Genomic DNA, 15672 nt, shown 5'->3' on the forward strand with positions numbered 1-15672 from the left:
TAAGATTAGTCTACAAAAATTAAGGAGGTGCAACGAACGATGAAGTTACATGAGCTATCCTCAGCCCCTGGTTCCAAAAAGGAACGCAAACGTGTTGGACGTGGTCCTAGTAGCGGCACGGGTAAGACATCAGGTCGTGGTCATAAAGGTCAAAATTCTCGTTCCGGTGGTGGAGTACGCCCTGGTTTCGAAGGTGGCCAAAACCCGTTGTATCGTCGCTTACCTAAACGCGGATTTACGAATCCTACGCGTAAAGAATATGCGATTATCAACATCGAAGATCTTAACAACTTTGCAGCAGATACAGAAGTAACACCTGAATTTTTGTTCGAAAATGGAATCGTGAAAAATGCTAAAAGCGGAATCAAGATTCTAGGCAACGGCGAAATTACTATTAAGCTGACTGTCAAAGCGAATAAGTTTTCTCAATCTGCGGTGGAGAAAATCGAGGCTGCCGGCGGTAAAACCGAGGTGATCTAATTGATTAAGACGATCAAAAATATTTGGCATATAGAAGATCTACGCAAAAAAATCTTTTTCACATTGTTCGTACTGTTTATCTATCGAATTGGTACCTTTGTACCCGTACCTGGTGTCGATAAATCGGTGTTGGCTTCTACGAACAATGCGGGAGCAGATTTACTTGGTCTCCTTAATACGTTCTCTGGTGGCGCACTTCAGAATTTCTCGATTTTCGCCCTGGGGATCACGCCTTATATTACCGCATCCATTATAGTGCAATTGCTCTCTATGGATGTTATTCCAAAGCTTGCCGAGTGGGCCAAACAAGGTGAACACGGTAAGAAGAAGTCAGCACAGCTGACACGGTATGCTACAATTATATTGGGAACAATTCAAGCATTTGCGATGTCAATCGGATTTAACCGTATGTATGGTACCGAGATGATTCCGAATGCAACATTTACGAAGTATCTTCTGATTGCTATTGTGTTGACTGCTGGTACTGCCTTCCTTATGTGGTTGGGAGAGCAAATTACGGAAAAGGGTATTGGAAACGGGATTTCGATCCTTATCTTTGCAGGTATTGTAGCCAATATACCAACGTATATTACGACAACAGCAAACTCAGCCTTTATTCAGGAAAACCAAGTATTTATGAACTCCCTAAAGACGCTTCTTCTGCTAATTGTGGTATTACTAATTGTTGTCGGTGTAATATACATCCAGCAGGCGATTCGTAAGATTCCAGTCCAATATGCAAAGCGTGTCGTTGGTAATAAAATGTATGGCGGTCAGAATACGCATATACCGCTTAAGATTAACGCAGCGGGCGTTATTCCAGTTATTTTCGCTATATCATTGCTTCAATTTCCAGTTATCATTGCGAATTTCTGGTCTACCCACACATGGGCACGTTGGGTTACTGACAACTTGAGTCATGATAAACCACTGGGTATGGTCCTCTATGTTATAATGATTATTGGATTTACATTCTTCTATACATTTGTACAGATGAATCCACAACAAATGGCTGAGAACATGAAGAAGAACGGTGGATATATTCCAGGGATTCGTCCAGGGAAGGCTACTGAGAAATACATGACCAAAGTCATGACTCGATTAACCATGACGGGTGCAATATTTCTCGCAGTTGTATCATTAATGCCGATTTTCTTAGGGACGTTGGCTGGTTTGCCTAAATCGGTGCAAATCGGGGGTACAGCACTACTGATCGTTATCGGTGTAGCGCTGGATACCATGAAGCAAATCGAGAGCCAATTGATCAAACGTCATTACAAAGGGTTCATTAATAAATAAAAGTTTTCTTGCAATAGGAATTCTTGATGGGAGTGATAATCGTGAACATTCTTTTCATGGGACCTCCTGGGGCAGGTAAAGGTACGCAAGCTGCGGCTGTAGTTAATGACTTTGGTATTCCTCACATATCGACTGGCGATGCATTTCGTTTAGCGATTAAGCAGGAGACACCTATTGGAATTAAGGCCAAAGAATATATGGATCAAGGCTTATTGGTACCGGATGATGTAACGATTGGAATTGTGGCTGAGCGTCTGCAGCAGTCCGATTGCGAAAAAGGTTTCTTATTGGATGGTTTTCCAAGAACCCTTTCGCAAGCGGAAGCGCTGGAAGGAATACTGTCACAATTGAATACCCGATTGGATCATGTCATTAACTTGAAGGTAGATCGCGACAAATTGTTGGCGCGTTTAACTGGACGACGGATCTGTAAGGACTGTGGAGCCACATATCATGTGATCTTTAACCCTTCCAAACAGGAAGGTGTATGTGATATAGATGGAGGGCAATTATACCAACGATCTGATGATAATGAAGAGAGTGTTGGGAAAAGGCTTGACGAATATATCAACAAAACAGCGCCGCTCCTAGATTTTTATGAGAGTAAAAGTTTATTGCGTCAGATCAATGGTGAACAAGATATTGATACGGTCTCAACAGATATCGTATCCATATTACGAGGTTAGTTGTAATGATCATTAGTGGGTCCGAAACAGAACTTGGGCTAATGAATGAAGCAGGGCCTGTTGTGGCTACAAGTCAACTTGCTGACCAGTACTTTCGCAGTGTAACATTAATGCCATCGAGTATGGGCTACTATGGTCTTCTTACTAGCATTTACACTTCGGTCTTAGTCTTTGGATCCACCGCTAAACGCAAATTAAACGATGGCCACATTGTTATGCTAGACATTAGAGCGCGGTATCGTGGGTTTTCACAAAATAACTAAAGTGGTTGGTGATGGTCCTTGAACAACCGATCCGTACCCCATGCTGGTCAGATTGTGAAGATATTGAGAGGTAAGGATGCCGGACAGTTAGCGGTTGTCCTCTCGCATGACGATAACAAGTTTGTCTATATTGCGGATGGGGATAAACGAAAGTTTGACCAAGCGAAGAAGAAGAATCTTCTTCATTTGGAATCCCAATCCTATATTAGCAGTGAGGTTGCAAACAGTTTAATGGAAAACGGTCGGGTGACGAATGGAAAGCTGCGTTATGCAGTGATGAAGTTTAGACAATCTACCGAATCATATGTAGAAGAGAAAGGAGACTAATTGTGGCTAAAGAAGATGTCATTGAAGTTGAAGGTACGGTTCTTGAATTGTTGCCTAACGCAACATTTAAGGTTGAGCTTGAGAACGGTCATCAAATACTGGGTCATGTTTCAGGGAAGCTACGGATGCACTTTATTCGTATTCTGACAGGAGACAAAGTGGTCGTACAGTTATCACCTTATGATTTAACCAAAGGTCGTATAACGTACCGTAAATAGTATAAGTAATTGAGATAATCCTTACGAAGTTAGTTTTGCTTCGCAAAACTTTAGGGAGGTAATTAACATGAAGGTAAGACCTTCTGTAAAACCCATGTGCGAAAAATGCAAAGTCATTCGTCGTAAAGGGATTGTAATGGTGATTTGTGAAAATCCGAAACATAAACAAAAACAAGGTTAAGAAGGGGGTGTAGCGTAAAATGGCTCGTATAGCTGGAGTGGATTTGCCACGTGATAAGCGCGTTGAGATCGCCTTAACTTATATTTTCGGAATCGGTAGAACGACTTCCCAGAAAATTTTACAAGAAACAGGCATTAGTTCTGAAACTCGCGTCAGAGATTTGACAGAAGATGAAGTTAGCAAATTGCGTGAAACGATCGACAAAACGGTTAAAGTTGAAGGTGACCTACGTCGTGAAATTTCCTTAAATATTAAACGTCTCGTTGAGATTGGTTGCTATCGTGGTGTGCGTCATCGCCGTGGGTTGCCGGTTCGCGGACAACGTACTAAGACGAATGCACGTACACGGAAAGGCCCTCGTCGTACGGTAGCGAATAAGAAGAAATAATAAGGGGGGATAAAAGACAATGGCAAAACCAAAAAAAGTCGTACGTACTAAACGTCGCGACCGTAAAAATATTGAATCTGGCGTGGCTCATATTCGTTCCACGTTTAACAATACAATCATTACAATCACTGATCCACATGGTAATGCAATCTCATGGGCTAGCTCAGGAGGCCTTGGATTCAGAGGATCACGTAAATCTACACCGTTTGCTGCACAAATGGCCGCTGAAACAGCAGCAAAAGCAGCAATGGAACATGGTATGAAATCGGTAGAAGTTATGGTTAAAGGCCCTGGTGCTGGTCGCGAAGCAGCTATTCGCTCTTTGCAAGCCGCTGGTCTGGAAGTCAACCTAATTAAGGATGTAACTCCAGTTCCACATAACGGTTGCCGCCCACCTAAACGTCGTCGTGTCTAATAAGGTCAACCTGAACAATGTGGTATAAAACCGGCGCAATCTGCTAACAATGGTTGTTTAGGCATACTACTTGGGATACGCTTGACAAGGTGACTGGTTCATATAGGAGCGACGTTTGAAGGAGGGTACATGCGTGATTGAAATCGAAAAGCCAAAGATTGAGACCATTGACGTAAACGAAGATGGTAACTATGGTAAATTCGTAGTAGAACCACTAGAACGAGGGTACGGTCAGACCTTGGGGAATTCACTTCGCCGGATCTTACTGTCATCCTTGCCTGGTGCAGCCGTTAACTCAGTTCAGATTGATGGTGTTCTGCATGAGTTCTCAACAGTTCCAGGAGTAATGGAAGACGTTACGGAGATTATTCTGAATTTGAAAGCTCTGTCCCTTAAAATTCATTCTGACGAAGAGAAAGTGTTCGAGATTGATGCTGAAGGCGAAGGAGTAATTACGGCAGCTGATATTCGTGCGGATAGTGATGTGGAAATTCTTAATCCGGATCTACACATTGCAACATTGAATCCTGGAGCTAGACTTCATATGCGTATTTTTGCTAGTCGTGGTCGTGGCTATGTCCAAGCAGATAAGAACAAGCGTGATGACCAACCTATTGGTGTCATTCCGATTGATTCTATCTATACTCCGATTTCTCGTGTCAATTATGGCGTGGAGAACACTCGGGTTGGTCAGGTCACGAATTATGACAAGCTTACAATGGAAATCTGGACGGATGGTAGCATCAGACCAGAAGAAGCAGTGAGTCTTGGAGCCAAAGTTTTGACTGAGCACTTAATGCTGTTTGTTGGTCTTACTGACGAAGCTAAAGATGCTGAAATTATGGTCGAAAAAGAAGAAGATAAGAAAGAAAAAGTTCTTGAGATGACGATTGAAGAGCTGGATTTATCCGTTCGTTCATATAACTGTCTCAAACGTGCAGGTATCAATACAGTACAAGAACTTACAACCAAGACCGAAGAAGATATGATGAAGGTTCGTAACTTGGGCCGTAAATCTTTGGAGGAAGTACAAGAGAAGCTCGAGGAACTCGGTTTGGGACTTCGAACAGAAGAATAGCTTCTTAGATCGTAAGTGAAGGAGGGAAAAACATGGCATACCAAAAGTTAGGCCGCGATGCTAGCGCACGTAAAGCATTATTTCGTGATCTAGTAACGGACCTTTTCTTATACGAACGCATCCAAACAACGGAAGCTAAGGCAAAAGAAGTACGTTCTATTGCTGAAAAGTTGATTACTAAAGCTAAAAAAGGTGATCTTCATTCACGTCGTCAAGTTGCTGCATTCGTTCGTCGTGAGACAGTGGATGGCGAGCAAGATGCTATTCAAAAATTGTTTAGCGATTTGGCACCTCGTTACTCTGAGCGTCCAGGTGGATACACACGTATCTTGAAACTAGGACCTCGTCGTGGCGATGCTGCGCCAATGGTTTATTTGGAATTAGTAGACCGCGCGTAAACTATCGAAATGTTGAAAGGGTAAGCAGGAATCACAGATTCTGTACTAACCCTTTTTTCACTTCATTTCGGGAAAAGGAAGCTCCTGAAGGAGCTTCCTTTTTAAATGATAAGAAAGTGTTAGTTTCACACCAACCTTTGCTTATCACTCAAGCAATCGTGGGTACTGTATTTATCTTGACGGTTACCCATGATATCTTGTATATGTAGATATGCTAAATGGGGTGATGTAACTGCGCAACTTATGTATGAAAGTCAGTTACGATGGGACTCGATATAACGGCTTTCAGACTCAGCTTGATGGCAGAACGATTCAGGATCATCTTGAGAAGGCAATTAAGATGCTTTCTGGTGAAGATGTGAAGATCATAGCATCGGGTCGTACGGATGCAGGAGTGCATGCTTACGGGCAGGTGTTCAATTTCCCAACACAGTCTACCATTCCAGTAGAACGTTGGGCTATGGCACTCAACACAAGACTACCAGCAGATATTATTGTCATAGAGGCGATTGAAGTGTCTGAACGCTTTCACTCTCGTCACTGCGCCAAGCGTAAGACTTATCGTTACACAGTAAATGCTAATCAATTTATTGATGTGTTTCAGCGTCATACTCAATTTCATCATCACGGGAAATTGGACATAGAGGCGATGAAGAGTGCTATAAAGTATTTCATTGGAACTTATGATTTCACATCATTTGCTTCACGAAGTTCTACGAAGACATCTCATATTCGCACATTGTTTGACGCTTATATCGTAGTGGATGAAACGATGTGTCGGACTTCATCACGTGATCAAGGTGTGATCCATACTTACGTTACAGGAAGTGGCTTTCTACAGCACATGGTTCGTATTATGATGGGGACACTACTTGAGGTCGGCGAAGGCAAGAAACTTCCGGAGGATATCCCTGGTATTATAGCAGCTTTAGATCGAACACAAGCGGGTCCAACTGCGGAAGGAAAAGGTCTTATGCTATGGGATGTAGAATACAGTGAATTTACAAATAAAACTTTATAAATCACTTGCGATTTGCCTGTGGATGCTGTACAATAATAATTGTGTTTTCTTAATGGCTTTCCCACAGCCCCAAGTAAGATATTCACAGTATAATTATATTCAATAAATAACATTAACTAACTACTATGATCGAAGATAAATGAAATATATTTGATTTTAGGACGAAAACAAGGAGGAAATATTTATGCGTACCACCTATATGGCTAAGCCAAATGAAATAGAGCGCAACTGGCATATCGTAGATGCCGATGGTAAAACGCTCGGTCGTTTGGCAACAGAAGTTGCTGCTCTTATTCGCGGTAAACACAAGCCACAATTCACAACACACGTTGATTCAGGCGATTTCGTTATCGTAATCAATGCGGAGAAGATTCACTTGACAGGAAGAAAATGGTCAGACAAGAAGTACTACCGTCACTCACAACACATGAGCGGATTGAAAGTAACGACAGCTCAAGATATGCTTAAGACGTTCCCAGAGCGTATTATTGAAGCAGCCGTTAAAGGTATGATTCCTAAAACCCGTATGGGCGATAAGATGCAACTGAGACTTAAAGTATATGCAGGCACGGACCATCCACATGTAGCACAAAATCCAGAAGTTTACGAACTTCGCGGCTAATTTAAAAGGAGGACAGTTTCATGGCACAAGTACAATACTATGGGACAGGTCGTCGTAAACATTCGGTAGCACGTGTACGTCTTATACCGGGTGAAGGACGCATTGTCATTAATAAACGCGACATTAATGAATATTTCGGTCTTGAAACACTTAAGTTGATTGTTAAACAACCACTTAACTTGACTGAAACACTAGGTAAATACGACATTCTCGTAATTGCTCATGGTGGAGGAACATCTGGCCAAGCTGGAGCAATTCGTCACGGTATTTCTCGTGCATTGCTTAAAGTAGATCCTGAATTGCGTTCTTCTCTTAAGAAAGCAGGATTCCTAACACGTGATCCACGTATGAAGGAACGTAAGAAATACGGACTTAAAGCAGCACGTCGTGCTCCTCAGTTCTCGAAACGTTAATACCACTTGTTTATCAAGTATTTTCAGCCCTTGGCCTTTAATGGTCAAGGGCTTTTTCATATTGTTTTATTGACAAAAAAGGATTAAGATTTATAATAGTATATAATTCATATTAAGATAGTCGGCTTTAATATTTATTTGAATCGGGGGAGATAAAATTATGAATTTATTAGAGAAAGAACAACTTATTAATGAGAAAGCAGATGAATTTGAACATTCATCACCTGAGGAAGTCATTCGTTGGGCAATAGAGACATTTCCTAACATTACATTTGCATGTAGTTTCGGAGCAGAAGACGTCGTATTAGTGGATATGATTCAAAAGATTAGTCCATCTACGGATGTTTTTTATTTAGATACGGATTTTCATTTTAAAGAAACATATGAAACACGTGATAAGATGGTAGAGAAATATGGGATGGATTTTGTTCGTGTGTCTCCTAAGATAACGCCTGAAGAGCAGGCAGAAGAATTTGGAGATGCTTTGTGGACGGTAGATCCTAACCAATGCTGCAATATACGCAAAGTTGAACCGCTAACTCGTATCCTAACAGAGTATGATGCCTGGATTACGGGTATTCGTCGTGATCAAGCGCCAACACGTGCCAATAGTAGAAAAGTAGAGTATGATGTTAAATTTGGATTGGTTAAATTCAATCCAATTGCTTCTTGGAGTACCGAAGATGTGTGGGATTATATTCGTACGAATGATGTTATCTATAATCCATTGCATGATCAGAATTATCCTAGTATTGGCTGTGAATACTGTACACGCCAAGTCATGCCTGGAGAAGATGCTCGTGCTGGGCGATGGGCAGGTAGTGAGAAGACGGAATGTGGACTTCATAAATAAATAAAGAATTGTACAATATAACTATTTACGAGGAGATGGGTACATGACTTCAATATTACCGCATGGTGGGGAATTAGTTCAGAGGGTTGTACAGGGTGAAGAAAGAGAAACATTATTGAAGGCCGCTCAAAGCTTCAAACAAATTACTATTAATACGTGGACCATTTCAGACTTGGACCTTATCGGTGTAGGAGCCTTCTCCCCGCTCACAGGGTTCTTGAATGAAGAGGATTATAGATCGGTCATTTCTTCGATGAAATTGGCTAACGGTACAGTTTGGAGTATACCTATTACATTAGCTATCGATCCGATCGAAGCTTCAAAATTGGTACTTCATGAACAAGTTGCTTTAGTCGGTGAGGCAGACGGGATTGTGTACGGTACACTTACTGTGGAAAGTATCTATGTAGTAGATCAAGCAGAGGAAGCTATTAACGTCTTCAGAACAAATGACCCAGAGCATCCGGGAGTCCGAAAACTAATGGAGCGATCTTCAACCTATTTAGGTGGTTCCATTCAAGTATTGAATAGACCTGAGCCTGTAAAATTCAAAGAGTACTACTTCGTTCCTGCTGAAACACGCCGTTTGTTCGCGGATAAAGGTTGGAAGACGGTAGTTGGATTCCAAACTCGCAATCCTGTTCACAGAGCTCATGAATATATTCAGAAGAGCGCCATGGAGATTGTTGATGCTCTTTTCTTGAATCCACTCGTAGGGGAGACTAAATCCGATGACGTTCCTGCCGATGTACGGATGAACAGTTATTTCGCACTTTTAGAAAATTATTATCCGAAGGATCGTGCATTTCTGGGCGTGTTCCCAGCTGCTATGCGTTATGCTGGACCGCGTGAAGCGATATTTCATGCTCTTGTACGTAAGAACTATGGCTGTACACACTTTATCGTAGGGCGTGACCATGCGGGAGTTGGGGATTACTATGGTACCTATGAAGCACAAGAGATATTCAAGAACTTTACGGCCGAAGAAATAGGGATTACCCCATTATTCTTTGAACATAGCTTCTTCTGTACCAAATGTGGCAACATGGCTTCAAGCAAAACATGTCCTCATGGAACAGAAGATCATATGACCCTGTCAGGAACAAAAGTACGGGCATTACTACGTGATGGTCAATGTCCACCTCCTGAATTCACACGTCCTGAGGTAGCTAAAATTCTTATCGAAGGCATGGCTGAGCAAGTTACGATATAACTGAGAGTTCAAAAAGTCGACTTTTTGGTAACCTTCGTGATCAAAAGATGACTTTTTGAACTTCCTCTATAAGGTACTATTTGTCCACCTCCACCCATATAGATGATAAGAGTCTATATGGGACAGGGGGTGTCTTTGTGTATGTCCAAGCCTAAGCGAGATGAAATATCGGTATGGATTCAGATGCGGACAATCAAAAAATTACTGTTAGGGCTGTGCTTACTGATTGTGTTCGTGGCTATAGCTACATATGAAATCCCTACCAAACAAGCAACGAAGTATTGGAGCTTGCCTTTAGCAGGTAAAGTGATCTCTCTCGATGCTGGACATGGTGGACCTGATGGGGGTGCTGTAAGCCGTCAGGGCGTTATTGAAAAAGATATTAACCTTGCTATTACGTTATATTTGCGTGATTATCTGCAACAGTCGGGTGCGATTGTCAAGATGACACGGGAAGGCGACTATGATTTGGCTTCGCCTGAAACAAAGGGTTATTCTAAACGTAAGACGGAGGATTTGAAACAGCGTGTGAGAGTAATAGAGGAAGAACAGTCGGATCTATTTATCAGCGTTCATATGAATAGTATACCGTCCAATCGCTGGAGGGGTGCTCAAGTGTTCTATTACCCCTCTCATCCGGATAACGCAGACTTAGCCGCTCTCATGCAAGAAGAAATGAAACGTAATTTGGAAAACACAGATCGCATAGCTAAGACGGTTAACACGGTGTATATACTTCAGGCACTGAAGATTCCGTCAGCACTCGTTGAAGTAGGTTTTCTATCCAATACGGAAGAGGCCATGTTGTTGAAAGATGAGAAATATCAACGTAAAGTGGCAGCTTCAATCTATAAAGGTATTCTGCGTTATACTTCAGGAGAAAAATCTAAGGTGTCGGCAGAGTAAGAACAGAAATGGTATAATAAGCAGATACTAATATACGAAGTTGAGGTGCTGCTGTTATGTTATCAAGAGAGCAAGTGCAGGAAATCTTACAGCCGATTGCTGAGGCTACTAGCGGTAAAAGCTTGATCGAATTGCAGCTCATACGAGATATTGTAATAAAAGATAAACGAGTTTCACTTTCAGCTGTATTTCTAGATTCTAGTGATGAGTATCGTGCTGAACTCGATAAGGTGATCCGTCAACGTCTTGAGCAGGCGGGAGTAGAAGATATTCATATTCGTTTACGTGAAGCTACGGATTATGATCGTAAGCTAGCCTTCGGAGAAGAAATGGCACCGGAGGATGAGGCGGTATTGAAGAAAGGTCATGCTGCAGGACTTGAGGATCACGCTCTTATAAGAGAGGACTCGGGGGTACACTTTATAGCGGTAGCAAGTGGCAAGGGTGGTGTTGGTAAATCAACAGTCACTGTCAATTTAGCTGTTGCTTTAGCCCGTCAAGGCAAACGTGTAGGTCTAATTGACGCAGATATATATGGCTTTAGTGTCCCTGATATGATGGGTTTGGAAGAGGGGCCTGAGGTGGAAGGCGATGTCATTATACCGGTGGAACGTTTTGGCGTGAAGGTGATGTCGATGGGTTTCTTTATCCGTGAGAATAATCCAGTCATATGGCGTGGTCCGATGTTAGGTAAAATGTTACGGCAATTCTTGAGTGATGTGAGATGGGGGGAGTTGGATTACCTGCTACTAGATCTACCTCCTGGCACCGGTGATGTTGCCCTCGATTTGCATCAAATGTTGCCTCAGAGTAAAGAGATTATTGTGACTACACCACATGCAACAGCAGCCTTTGTAGCCGCTAGAGCAGGAGCAATGGCTTTGCAAACGAATCATGAGATATTAGGTGTTGTTGAGAATATGTCATATTATGAATGCTCGAGTTGCGGAGATCGTGACTATGTGTTTGGTAGAGGTGGAGGTGGACGGTTGGCTGAAACCCTTCATACGGAGTTACTAGCTCAATTACCACTGGGTATTCCTAATAATCATCCATCTGAGGCTGATTTCTCGCCCTCTATTTATAAGCCTGAAACAACGAGTGGTAAAATTTATGCGGACATCGCTACTTCCATTATTGAGAAATGTGAGAAGGATTGACCTAAGGGACAGTCCGAGAAATAGAGAAAGAGTTCCCTGGTAATGAGGGGAACTCTTTTTTTGCACAGAAAGTGATTGTGAGTTTACTCACCGCCACCACCGGCTGCCTTGTCTCCACCTTGTCCTGCGCTATCGCCACTATCGCTTTTCTTTTCCTCTTTAGGCTGAAGTTCGGTTAGCACAACAGCTTTAAGTAGTTCCATTACTTCCATTTTGAATAAGGGGTTTTGCATAGCTTCATTCATGACGGTCATCGTTTGTTTTCGGAAATCAGATGTTTTGGTAAGATCGAGGAACATTTTTGAGATTTCAGGTGATTTCATAATGTCGGCAACAGCTTTTTGATAAGTAGGATCTTTAATCAATTCCATATGGAGTTGTTTACTCTGTGAATTAAGCGCTTTGGCGAAATCTCCTGCAAATTTAGGATCTTTCATAATTTTTTCAATTTCTTTTGTATATTCTGGAGATGTAATTGTATCTTTAACTGCGGTTTTAATCTCTTCTGAAGAAGCTGACGATAACATTTTCATCCCTAATATTCCTCCGCCAGAACTACCGCCTTCAGAACTTGGATTACTTAACGCTTCTTCTACAGCTTTCTTTCCATCATCACTTTTAAGAATATCCACAACCATGGATTTCATTTCTTTATATCCCATTGGGGAAGATGAACTGCTCTCCGAGCCACAGGCAGTTAGCGTTGTTACAAGTACAAATATCATTGCAATTGAGCGTAGATCCACTGGTTTCATTTATGTTGACCTCCTTAACATGAGAATACTATGTGTAGTATGTGAAGCTGGAACAAAAAATATGTTTGGAGGGTAATGGTTTTTTATAAAAAACGTTGGTACAATACATTCTTAGGGAGGTGAGTTTTTGACATTAAGAAAATGGTTTATATTGTTCTGGCAGGTCGTATTAGTTGGTGCTGTAGCTTCGCTTATTACTGGCATCGCATTTAATTTTGGAAGTGGTGGCATTTCCTTCAATGGTTTTTCTGATTATGTAGCTTATTTCATCTTTTTATCCGGATTTGGTATGCTTGCTAGTGTTTACTCTCAATTAGGGTTCTTCGCTTATCTGATAATGAATTATATGGGTAATGGTGTCTTCTCCAAAAGAGGCTGGCAGTACATACAGATGGTCCTAACCGTGTTGGCATTACTGGAATTGATGTTCTTCCGTACGTTTGTTGGTGGTCAAGCTGGGAAGTCATCTGACCTCATTCTGAGCATCGTGATTCTTGTGGTGGCCTTAATGACAGCATTTATTAAAGCGAGAATGACGAATACATCAGCATGGGTTCCAACGCTATTCTTCATGATTGCTGTTACGATTATAGAAATTGTAGGTGGACTTAAGATTAATGTTGATAGTGCTACAGCTCTTATTGTTATTCCATTATTAGCATGTAATGTATTTCAGATTTTAATTCTTCATCGCATAGTCCAAAACAAAAAGAGCTAAGAAACTTAGCTCTTTTTTAAATATTAAGAAAGTATAAGTTTTATTTGATACTCTATTTCTTATATTTCGGCATAGCGGTCTCTGCTTGAATATCAATCTATAGACCTTCTGAACCCTCGAAGAACGCTTGATTGAACGCTTGATTCAATGCTTGATCACGGATTTCAGTGCCTTTGGTCTCTGTTTGGTTAATCAAGTCAGATACCGTTACGAATTCATACCCTTGATTGCGCAGTTCATCAATAATGATGGGGAGTGCTTCATGTGTTTGTTTAGAGGAATCACTTGCATGTAATAACACAATATCACCTGGATGAGCTTTCTTTAAAACACGATCGACGATATTCTGAACTCCTATATTTTTCCAATCTAACGAGTCGGTATCCCACTGAATCACTTTATAATTCATACTCTCTGCAATCCGGAGAACTCTTTTGTCGAAATCACCATTCGGTAATCGGAGCAGTTTAGGTTCACTTCCTATCATATCGGTTAATACTGAATTGGAGATTGAAATCTGGTTGCGGATCTCCTCATCACTGAGAGTCGTATAATTCACATGCTTGTGACCATGATTCCCTATTTCAAAACCGCTATCCTTAATATCTTTGACGATGTCGGGATGACTCTTGCTCCATGGTGACGAAAGGAAGAATGTAGACTTCTGCACTTTTTTATCCTTCAAAATTTGTATAATAGGACCCGGTCTTGTATCACCCCAGCTAATGTCGAAGGTCAAGGCGATTAACTTTTTCTCCGTGGGTACACTATAAATAGCTGAGGGAGCTCCTTCAGAGAACACGGTGATTTGATCCCGTTCAATGTAGACCACTCCAATTGCAAATACCGCAGCCGCGGTAACTAGTAAAAACCTTTTGATTTTCTTCCAGCTCAATACATAAAAAAATGAATTCATTGGATTTATCCGCCCCTTTCCTGCATGAAAGCTTGTTTACTTCAAATTCTATGCTCGTACAGGGGAGTTAATACTAAAGTGAGGGTGCTTACGAAGTAGTTTTTTTCAAAAACTAAGATTGGGCTTACGATGACAGTTTTTTTCGAAAATCAAGATCATGCTTACGATGCTAGTTTTTTTCAAAAACTTTAAGGAGATGGCTTATGTTTAAATTTTCAACTTTTATAAAAGATATTGCCTCGATAAAGAGAACAATGATGTTATCCACCTTGTTATTTGTTATTGGTATTCTGATTGGGTGGGTAGGGACAGATTCCATAGCGCAGTTTATTAATCAACAAATCGATGGGATTCGTGTCATAAGCCAAGGATTAAGCGAATCAGATAACCCACAGTGGAGCTTCTTTGTTTTTATTTTTCTTAACAACAGTATTAAAGGAGTAATGATTATTTTCTTAGGGATATTTCTCGGCATACTTCCCATTATATTTCTGATGGTAAATGGTATGGTTCTAGGATATTTAGTACATCATTTATCGCTGCAAGGTGAAAGTATGTTTGAAGTTATTGTAAAAGGCCTATTGCCTCACGGAATTATTGAGATTCCAGCTATTATCATTGCGTGCGCCTTTGGACTTCGGTTAGGGACAATGGTGTGGATTAGCATGGGGGTAGGGAGTAAAGAGAAGCGGGCGAATGTTGGACAACAGTGGCGTTCCTTTTTTAAAAGGGTAGGGCCTATCTCGATGTGGATCGTGATTCTGCTCTTGGTGGCTGCAATTATTGAGAGTACATTGACCTTTTGGCTAATGCAGTAAGTGGAATTAAAAAATGAATTCATAAATTTCCCAAAATATGAGCATAACAATAACACGGTTGTATGAAGTGGCATGAATGAAGCGGCTATATATCCGTTTGTAAGTTCAATAAGGAGGTAAGGAAATATGTTAGGTATGTTATTTAATGATAGAGAGTGCAAGGAGTTAGATTATGTGATCCGCAAAGAATTAGATGAGATGTTAATGGATTTAGATGATAAAAGACTAGATCAAGATATAAGGCAGTCTATTGCTAAACGGTATAAAGTAGTATTCCGGATGTATGCTAGGTTCGCACCCCAAAAGGAACTATCAAAGTACGCTCGTAATAATCGTTTTCCCCAAACGAAACATTAATAAAAAAACTATTGACTAAATTGATTAATATATGATAAATTAGTTCTCGCGTCCTAATAGTAATTATTGAGATGCGAGAAGATTTCATTCCAAATGAATTTAAAACTTTTTAAAAAAAGTACTTGCAAAACATTTGGTAAGTATGATATATTATAAAAGTTGTCACCGAGACAAACTGGTGATTAAC

At 41.0% G+C, this 15672-nt stretch carries 23 protein-coding genes; 21 read left to right on the forward strand and 2 right to left on the reverse strand.

The annotated features are described in order from the left end of the window. Positions 1-39: 39 nt before the first annotated feature. The 18 genes from rplO to ACP8HI_RS26085 all read left to right on the forward strand — a co-directional run bounded on the left by rplO (position 40) and on the right by ACP8HI_RS26085 (position 11921). Positions 40-480: a 50S ribosomal protein L15 gene (gene rplO, locus ACP8HI_RS26000; RefSeq protein ID WP_438348986.1), complete on the forward strand. Its 441-nt coding sequence runs from the start codon at positions 40-42 to the stop codon at positions 478-480. Continuing rightward, the gene (secY, locus tag ACP8HI_RS26005; protein WP_438348987.1) at positions 481-1779 is read left to right on the forward strand and encodes a preprotein translocase subunit SecY; all 1299 of its coding nucleotides are present in this window, start codon (positions 481-483) and stop codon (positions 1777-1779) included. 41 nt (positions 1780-1820) lie between these two features. Beyond that, on the forward strand, positions 1821-2465 hold the full coding sequence (locus ACP8HI_RS26010) for an adenylate kinase (RefSeq protein ID WP_438348988.1): 645 nt from the start codon (positions 1821-1823) through the stop codon (positions 2463-2465). Positions 2466-2470: 5 nt separating this feature from the next. Beyond that, positions 2471-2728 carry a hypothetical protein gene (locus ACP8HI_RS26015; protein ID WP_438348989.1) on the forward strand — a complete coding sequence of 86 codons (258 nt, stop codon included), beginning with the start codon at positions 2471-2473 and terminating at the stop codon, positions 2726-2728. An 18-nt stretch (positions 2729-2746) separates the two neighbouring features. Then, positions 2747-3055 carry a KOW motif-containing protein gene (locus tag ACP8HI_RS26020; RefSeq protein WP_438348990.1) on the forward strand — a complete coding sequence of 103 codons (309 nt, stop codon included), beginning with the start codon at positions 2747-2749 and terminating at the stop codon, positions 3053-3055. 2 nt (positions 3056-3057) lie between these two features. Then, on the forward strand, positions 3058-3273 hold the full coding sequence (gene infA / locus ACP8HI_RS26025; protein ID WP_068537283.1) for a translation initiation factor IF-1: 216 nt from the start codon (positions 3058-3060) through the stop codon (positions 3271-3273). 67 nt (positions 3274-3340) lie between these two features. Then, positions 3341-3454 carry a 50S ribosomal protein L36 gene (gene rpmJ, locus ACP8HI_RS26030; protein WP_438348991.1) on the forward strand — a complete coding sequence of 38 codons (114 nt, stop codon included), beginning with the start codon at positions 3341-3343 and terminating at the stop codon, positions 3452-3454. A 19-nt stretch (positions 3455-3473) separates the two neighbouring features. Then, positions 3474-3842 (forward strand): 30S ribosomal protein S13, encoded by a 369-nt coding sequence (rpsM, locus tag ACP8HI_RS26035; protein WP_068591185.1) that lies wholly within the window; start codon positions 3474-3476, stop codon positions 3840-3842. Between the two features lie 19 nt (positions 3843-3861). Further along, positions 3862-4257, forward strand: coding sequence for a 30S ribosomal protein S11 (gene rpsK, locus ACP8HI_RS26040; protein ID WP_438348992.1), 396 nt, complete (start codon positions 3862-3864; stop codon positions 4255-4257). Positions 4258-4390: 133 nt separating this feature from the next. Then, entirely contained in the window at positions 4391-5335 is a 945-nt protein-coding gene (locus ACP8HI_RS26045) for a DNA-directed RNA polymerase subunit alpha (RefSeq protein WP_438348993.1), read from the forward strand. Positions 5336-5367: 32 nt separating this feature from the next. Further along, positions 5368-5733, forward strand: coding sequence for a 50S ribosomal protein L17 (rplQ, locus tag ACP8HI_RS26050; protein WP_438348994.1), 366 nt, complete (start codon positions 5368-5370; stop codon positions 5731-5733). 232 nt (positions 5734-5965) lie between these two features. Continuing rightward, a complete protein-coding gene (truA, locus tag ACP8HI_RS26055) occupies positions 5966-6754 on the forward strand; it encodes a tRNA pseudouridine(38-40) synthase TruA (RefSeq protein WP_438351999.1) in 789 nt (262 codons plus the stop codon). Positions 6755-6938: 184 nt separating this feature from the next. Next, positions 6939-7376, forward strand: a complete 438-nt coding sequence (gene rplM, locus ACP8HI_RS26060; protein ID WP_438348995.1) for a 50S ribosomal protein L13 — start codon at positions 6939-6941, stop codon at positions 7374-7376. 20 nt (positions 7377-7396) lie between these two features. Continuing rightward, complete coding sequence (gene rpsI, locus ACP8HI_RS26065) at positions 7397-7789, forward strand: 30S ribosomal protein S9 (protein WP_438348996.1); 393 nt, start codon at positions 7397-7399, stop codon at positions 7787-7789. A gap of 160 nt (positions 7790-7949) precedes the next feature. Further along, complete coding sequence (locus ACP8HI_RS26070; RefSeq protein ID WP_438348997.1) at positions 7950-8642, forward strand: phosphoadenylyl-sulfate reductase; 693 nt, start codon at positions 7950-7952, stop codon at positions 8640-8642. Between the two features lie 43 nt (positions 8643-8685). Continuing rightward, positions 8686-9855 (forward strand): sulfate adenylyltransferase, encoded by a 1170-nt coding sequence (gene sat / locus ACP8HI_RS26075; protein ID WP_438348998.1) that lies wholly within the window; start codon positions 8686-8688, stop codon positions 9853-9855. Positions 9856-9996: 141 nt separating this feature from the next. Beyond that, positions 9997-10761: an N-acetylmuramoyl-L-alanine amidase CwlD gene (cwlD, locus tag ACP8HI_RS26080; protein WP_438348999.1), complete on the forward strand. Its 765-nt coding sequence runs from the start codon at positions 9997-9999 to the stop codon at positions 10759-10761. Positions 10762-10817: 56 nt separating this feature from the next. Next, positions 10818-11921 (forward strand): Mrp/NBP35 family ATP-binding protein, encoded by a 1104-nt coding sequence (locus tag ACP8HI_RS26085; RefSeq protein ID WP_438349000.1) that lies wholly within the window; start codon positions 10818-10820, stop codon positions 11919-11921. Between the two features lie 83 nt (positions 11922-12004). Here the strand turns inward: ACP8HI_RS26085 and gerD are convergent, their stop codons facing one another. Further along, on the reverse strand, positions 12005-12676 hold the full coding sequence (gene gerD / locus ACP8HI_RS26090) for a spore germination lipoprotein GerD (protein WP_438349001.1): 672 nt from the start codon (positions 12674-12676) through the stop codon (positions 12005-12007). 127 nt (positions 12677-12803) lie between these two features. Here gerD and ACP8HI_RS26095 point away from each other — a divergent pair, with 127 nt between their 5' ends. Next, positions 12804-13394: a KinB-signaling pathway activation protein gene (locus ACP8HI_RS26095; RefSeq protein WP_438349002.1), complete on the forward strand. Its 591-nt coding sequence runs from the start codon at positions 12804-12806 to the stop codon at positions 13392-13394. A gap of 97 nt (positions 13395-13491) precedes the next feature. On the opposite strand, the gene pdaB is transcribed toward ACP8HI_RS26095, so the two are convergent. Then, on the reverse strand, positions 13492-14310 hold the full coding sequence (pdaB, locus tag ACP8HI_RS26100) for a polysaccharide deacetylase family sporulation protein PdaB (RefSeq protein ID WP_438349003.1): 819 nt from the start codon (positions 14308-14310) through the stop codon (positions 13492-13494). Positions 14311-14513: 203 nt separating this feature from the next. On the opposite strand from pdaB, the gene ACP8HI_RS26105 reads away from it, so the two are divergent. After that, positions 14514-15128: a stage II sporulation protein M gene (locus ACP8HI_RS26105; RefSeq protein ID WP_438349004.1), complete on the forward strand. Its 615-nt coding sequence runs from the start codon at positions 14514-14516 to the stop codon at positions 15126-15128. 126 nt (positions 15129-15254) lie between these two features. Next, positions 15255-15485, forward strand: a complete 231-nt coding sequence (locus tag ACP8HI_RS26110) for a hypothetical protein (protein WP_438349005.1) — start codon at positions 15255-15257, stop codon at positions 15483-15485. The last annotated feature ends 187 nt before the right edge of the window (positions 15486-15672 follow it).

Origin of the sequence: Paenibacillus sp. FA6 (genome assembly GCF_051550225.1) — a bacterium.
In the GTDB taxonomy this organism is placed as follows: Bacteria; Bacillota; Bacilli; order Paenibacillales; family Paenibacillaceae; genus Paenibacillus_AQ.

Coding starts and splice junctions, on each gene's coding strand:
- rplO (WP_438348986.1), top strand. CDS start 40: ATGAAGTTACATGAGCTATCCTCAGCCCCTGGTTCCAAAAAGGAACGC.
- rplQ (WP_438348994.1), top strand. CDS start 5,368: ATGGCATACCAAAAGTTAGGCCGCGATGCTAGCGCACGTAAAGCATTA.
- rplM (WP_438348995.1), top strand. CDS start 6,939: ATGCGTACCACCTATATGGCTAAGCCAAATGAAATAGAGCGCAACTGG.
- cwlD (WP_438348999.1), top strand. CDS start 9,997: ATGTCCAAGCCTAAGCGAGATGAAATATCGGTATGGATTCAGATGCGG.
- ACP8HI_RS26085 (WP_438349000.1), top strand. CDS start 10,818: ATGTTATCAAGAGAGCAAGTGCAGGAAATCTTACAGCCGATTGCTGAG.
- rpsK (WP_438348992.1), top strand. CDS start 3,862: ATGGCAAAACCAAAAAAAGTCGTACGTACTAAACGTCGCGACCGTAAA.
- pdaB (WP_438349003.1), bottom strand. CDS start 14,310: ATGAATTCATTTTTTTATGTATTGAGCTGGAAGAAAATCAAAAGGTTT.
- rpmJ (WP_438348991.1), top strand. CDS start 3,341: ATGAAGGTAAGACCTTCTGTAAAACCCATGTGCGAAAAATGCAAAGTC.
- ACP8HI_RS26015 (WP_438348989.1), top strand. CDS start 2,471: ATGATCATTAGTGGGTCCGAAACAGAACTTGGGCTAATGAATGAAGCA.
- ACP8HI_RS26110 (WP_438349005.1), top strand. CDS start 15,255: ATGTTAGGTATGTTATTTAATGATAGAGAGTGCAAGGAGTTAGATTAT.
- rpsM (WP_068591185.1), top strand. CDS start 3,474: ATGGCTCGTATAGCTGGAGTGGATTTGCCACGTGATAAGCGCGTTGAG.
- gerD (WP_438349001.1), bottom strand. CDS start 12,676: ATGAAACCAGTGGATCTACGCTCAATTGCAATGATATTTGTACTTGTA.
- ACP8HI_RS26070 (WP_438348997.1), top strand. CDS start 7,950: ATGAATTTATTAGAGAAAGAACAACTTATTAATGAGAAAGCAGATGAA.
- rpsI (WP_438348996.1), top strand. CDS start 7,397: ATGGCACAAGTACAATACTATGGGACAGGTCGTCGTAAACATTCGGTA.
- sat (WP_438348998.1), top strand. CDS start 8,686: ATGACTTCAATATTACCGCATGGTGGGGAATTAGTTCAGAGGGTTGTA.
- ACP8HI_RS26105 (WP_438349004.1), top strand. CDS start 14,514: ATGTTTAAATTTTCAACTTTTATAAAAGATATTGCCTCGATAAAGAGA.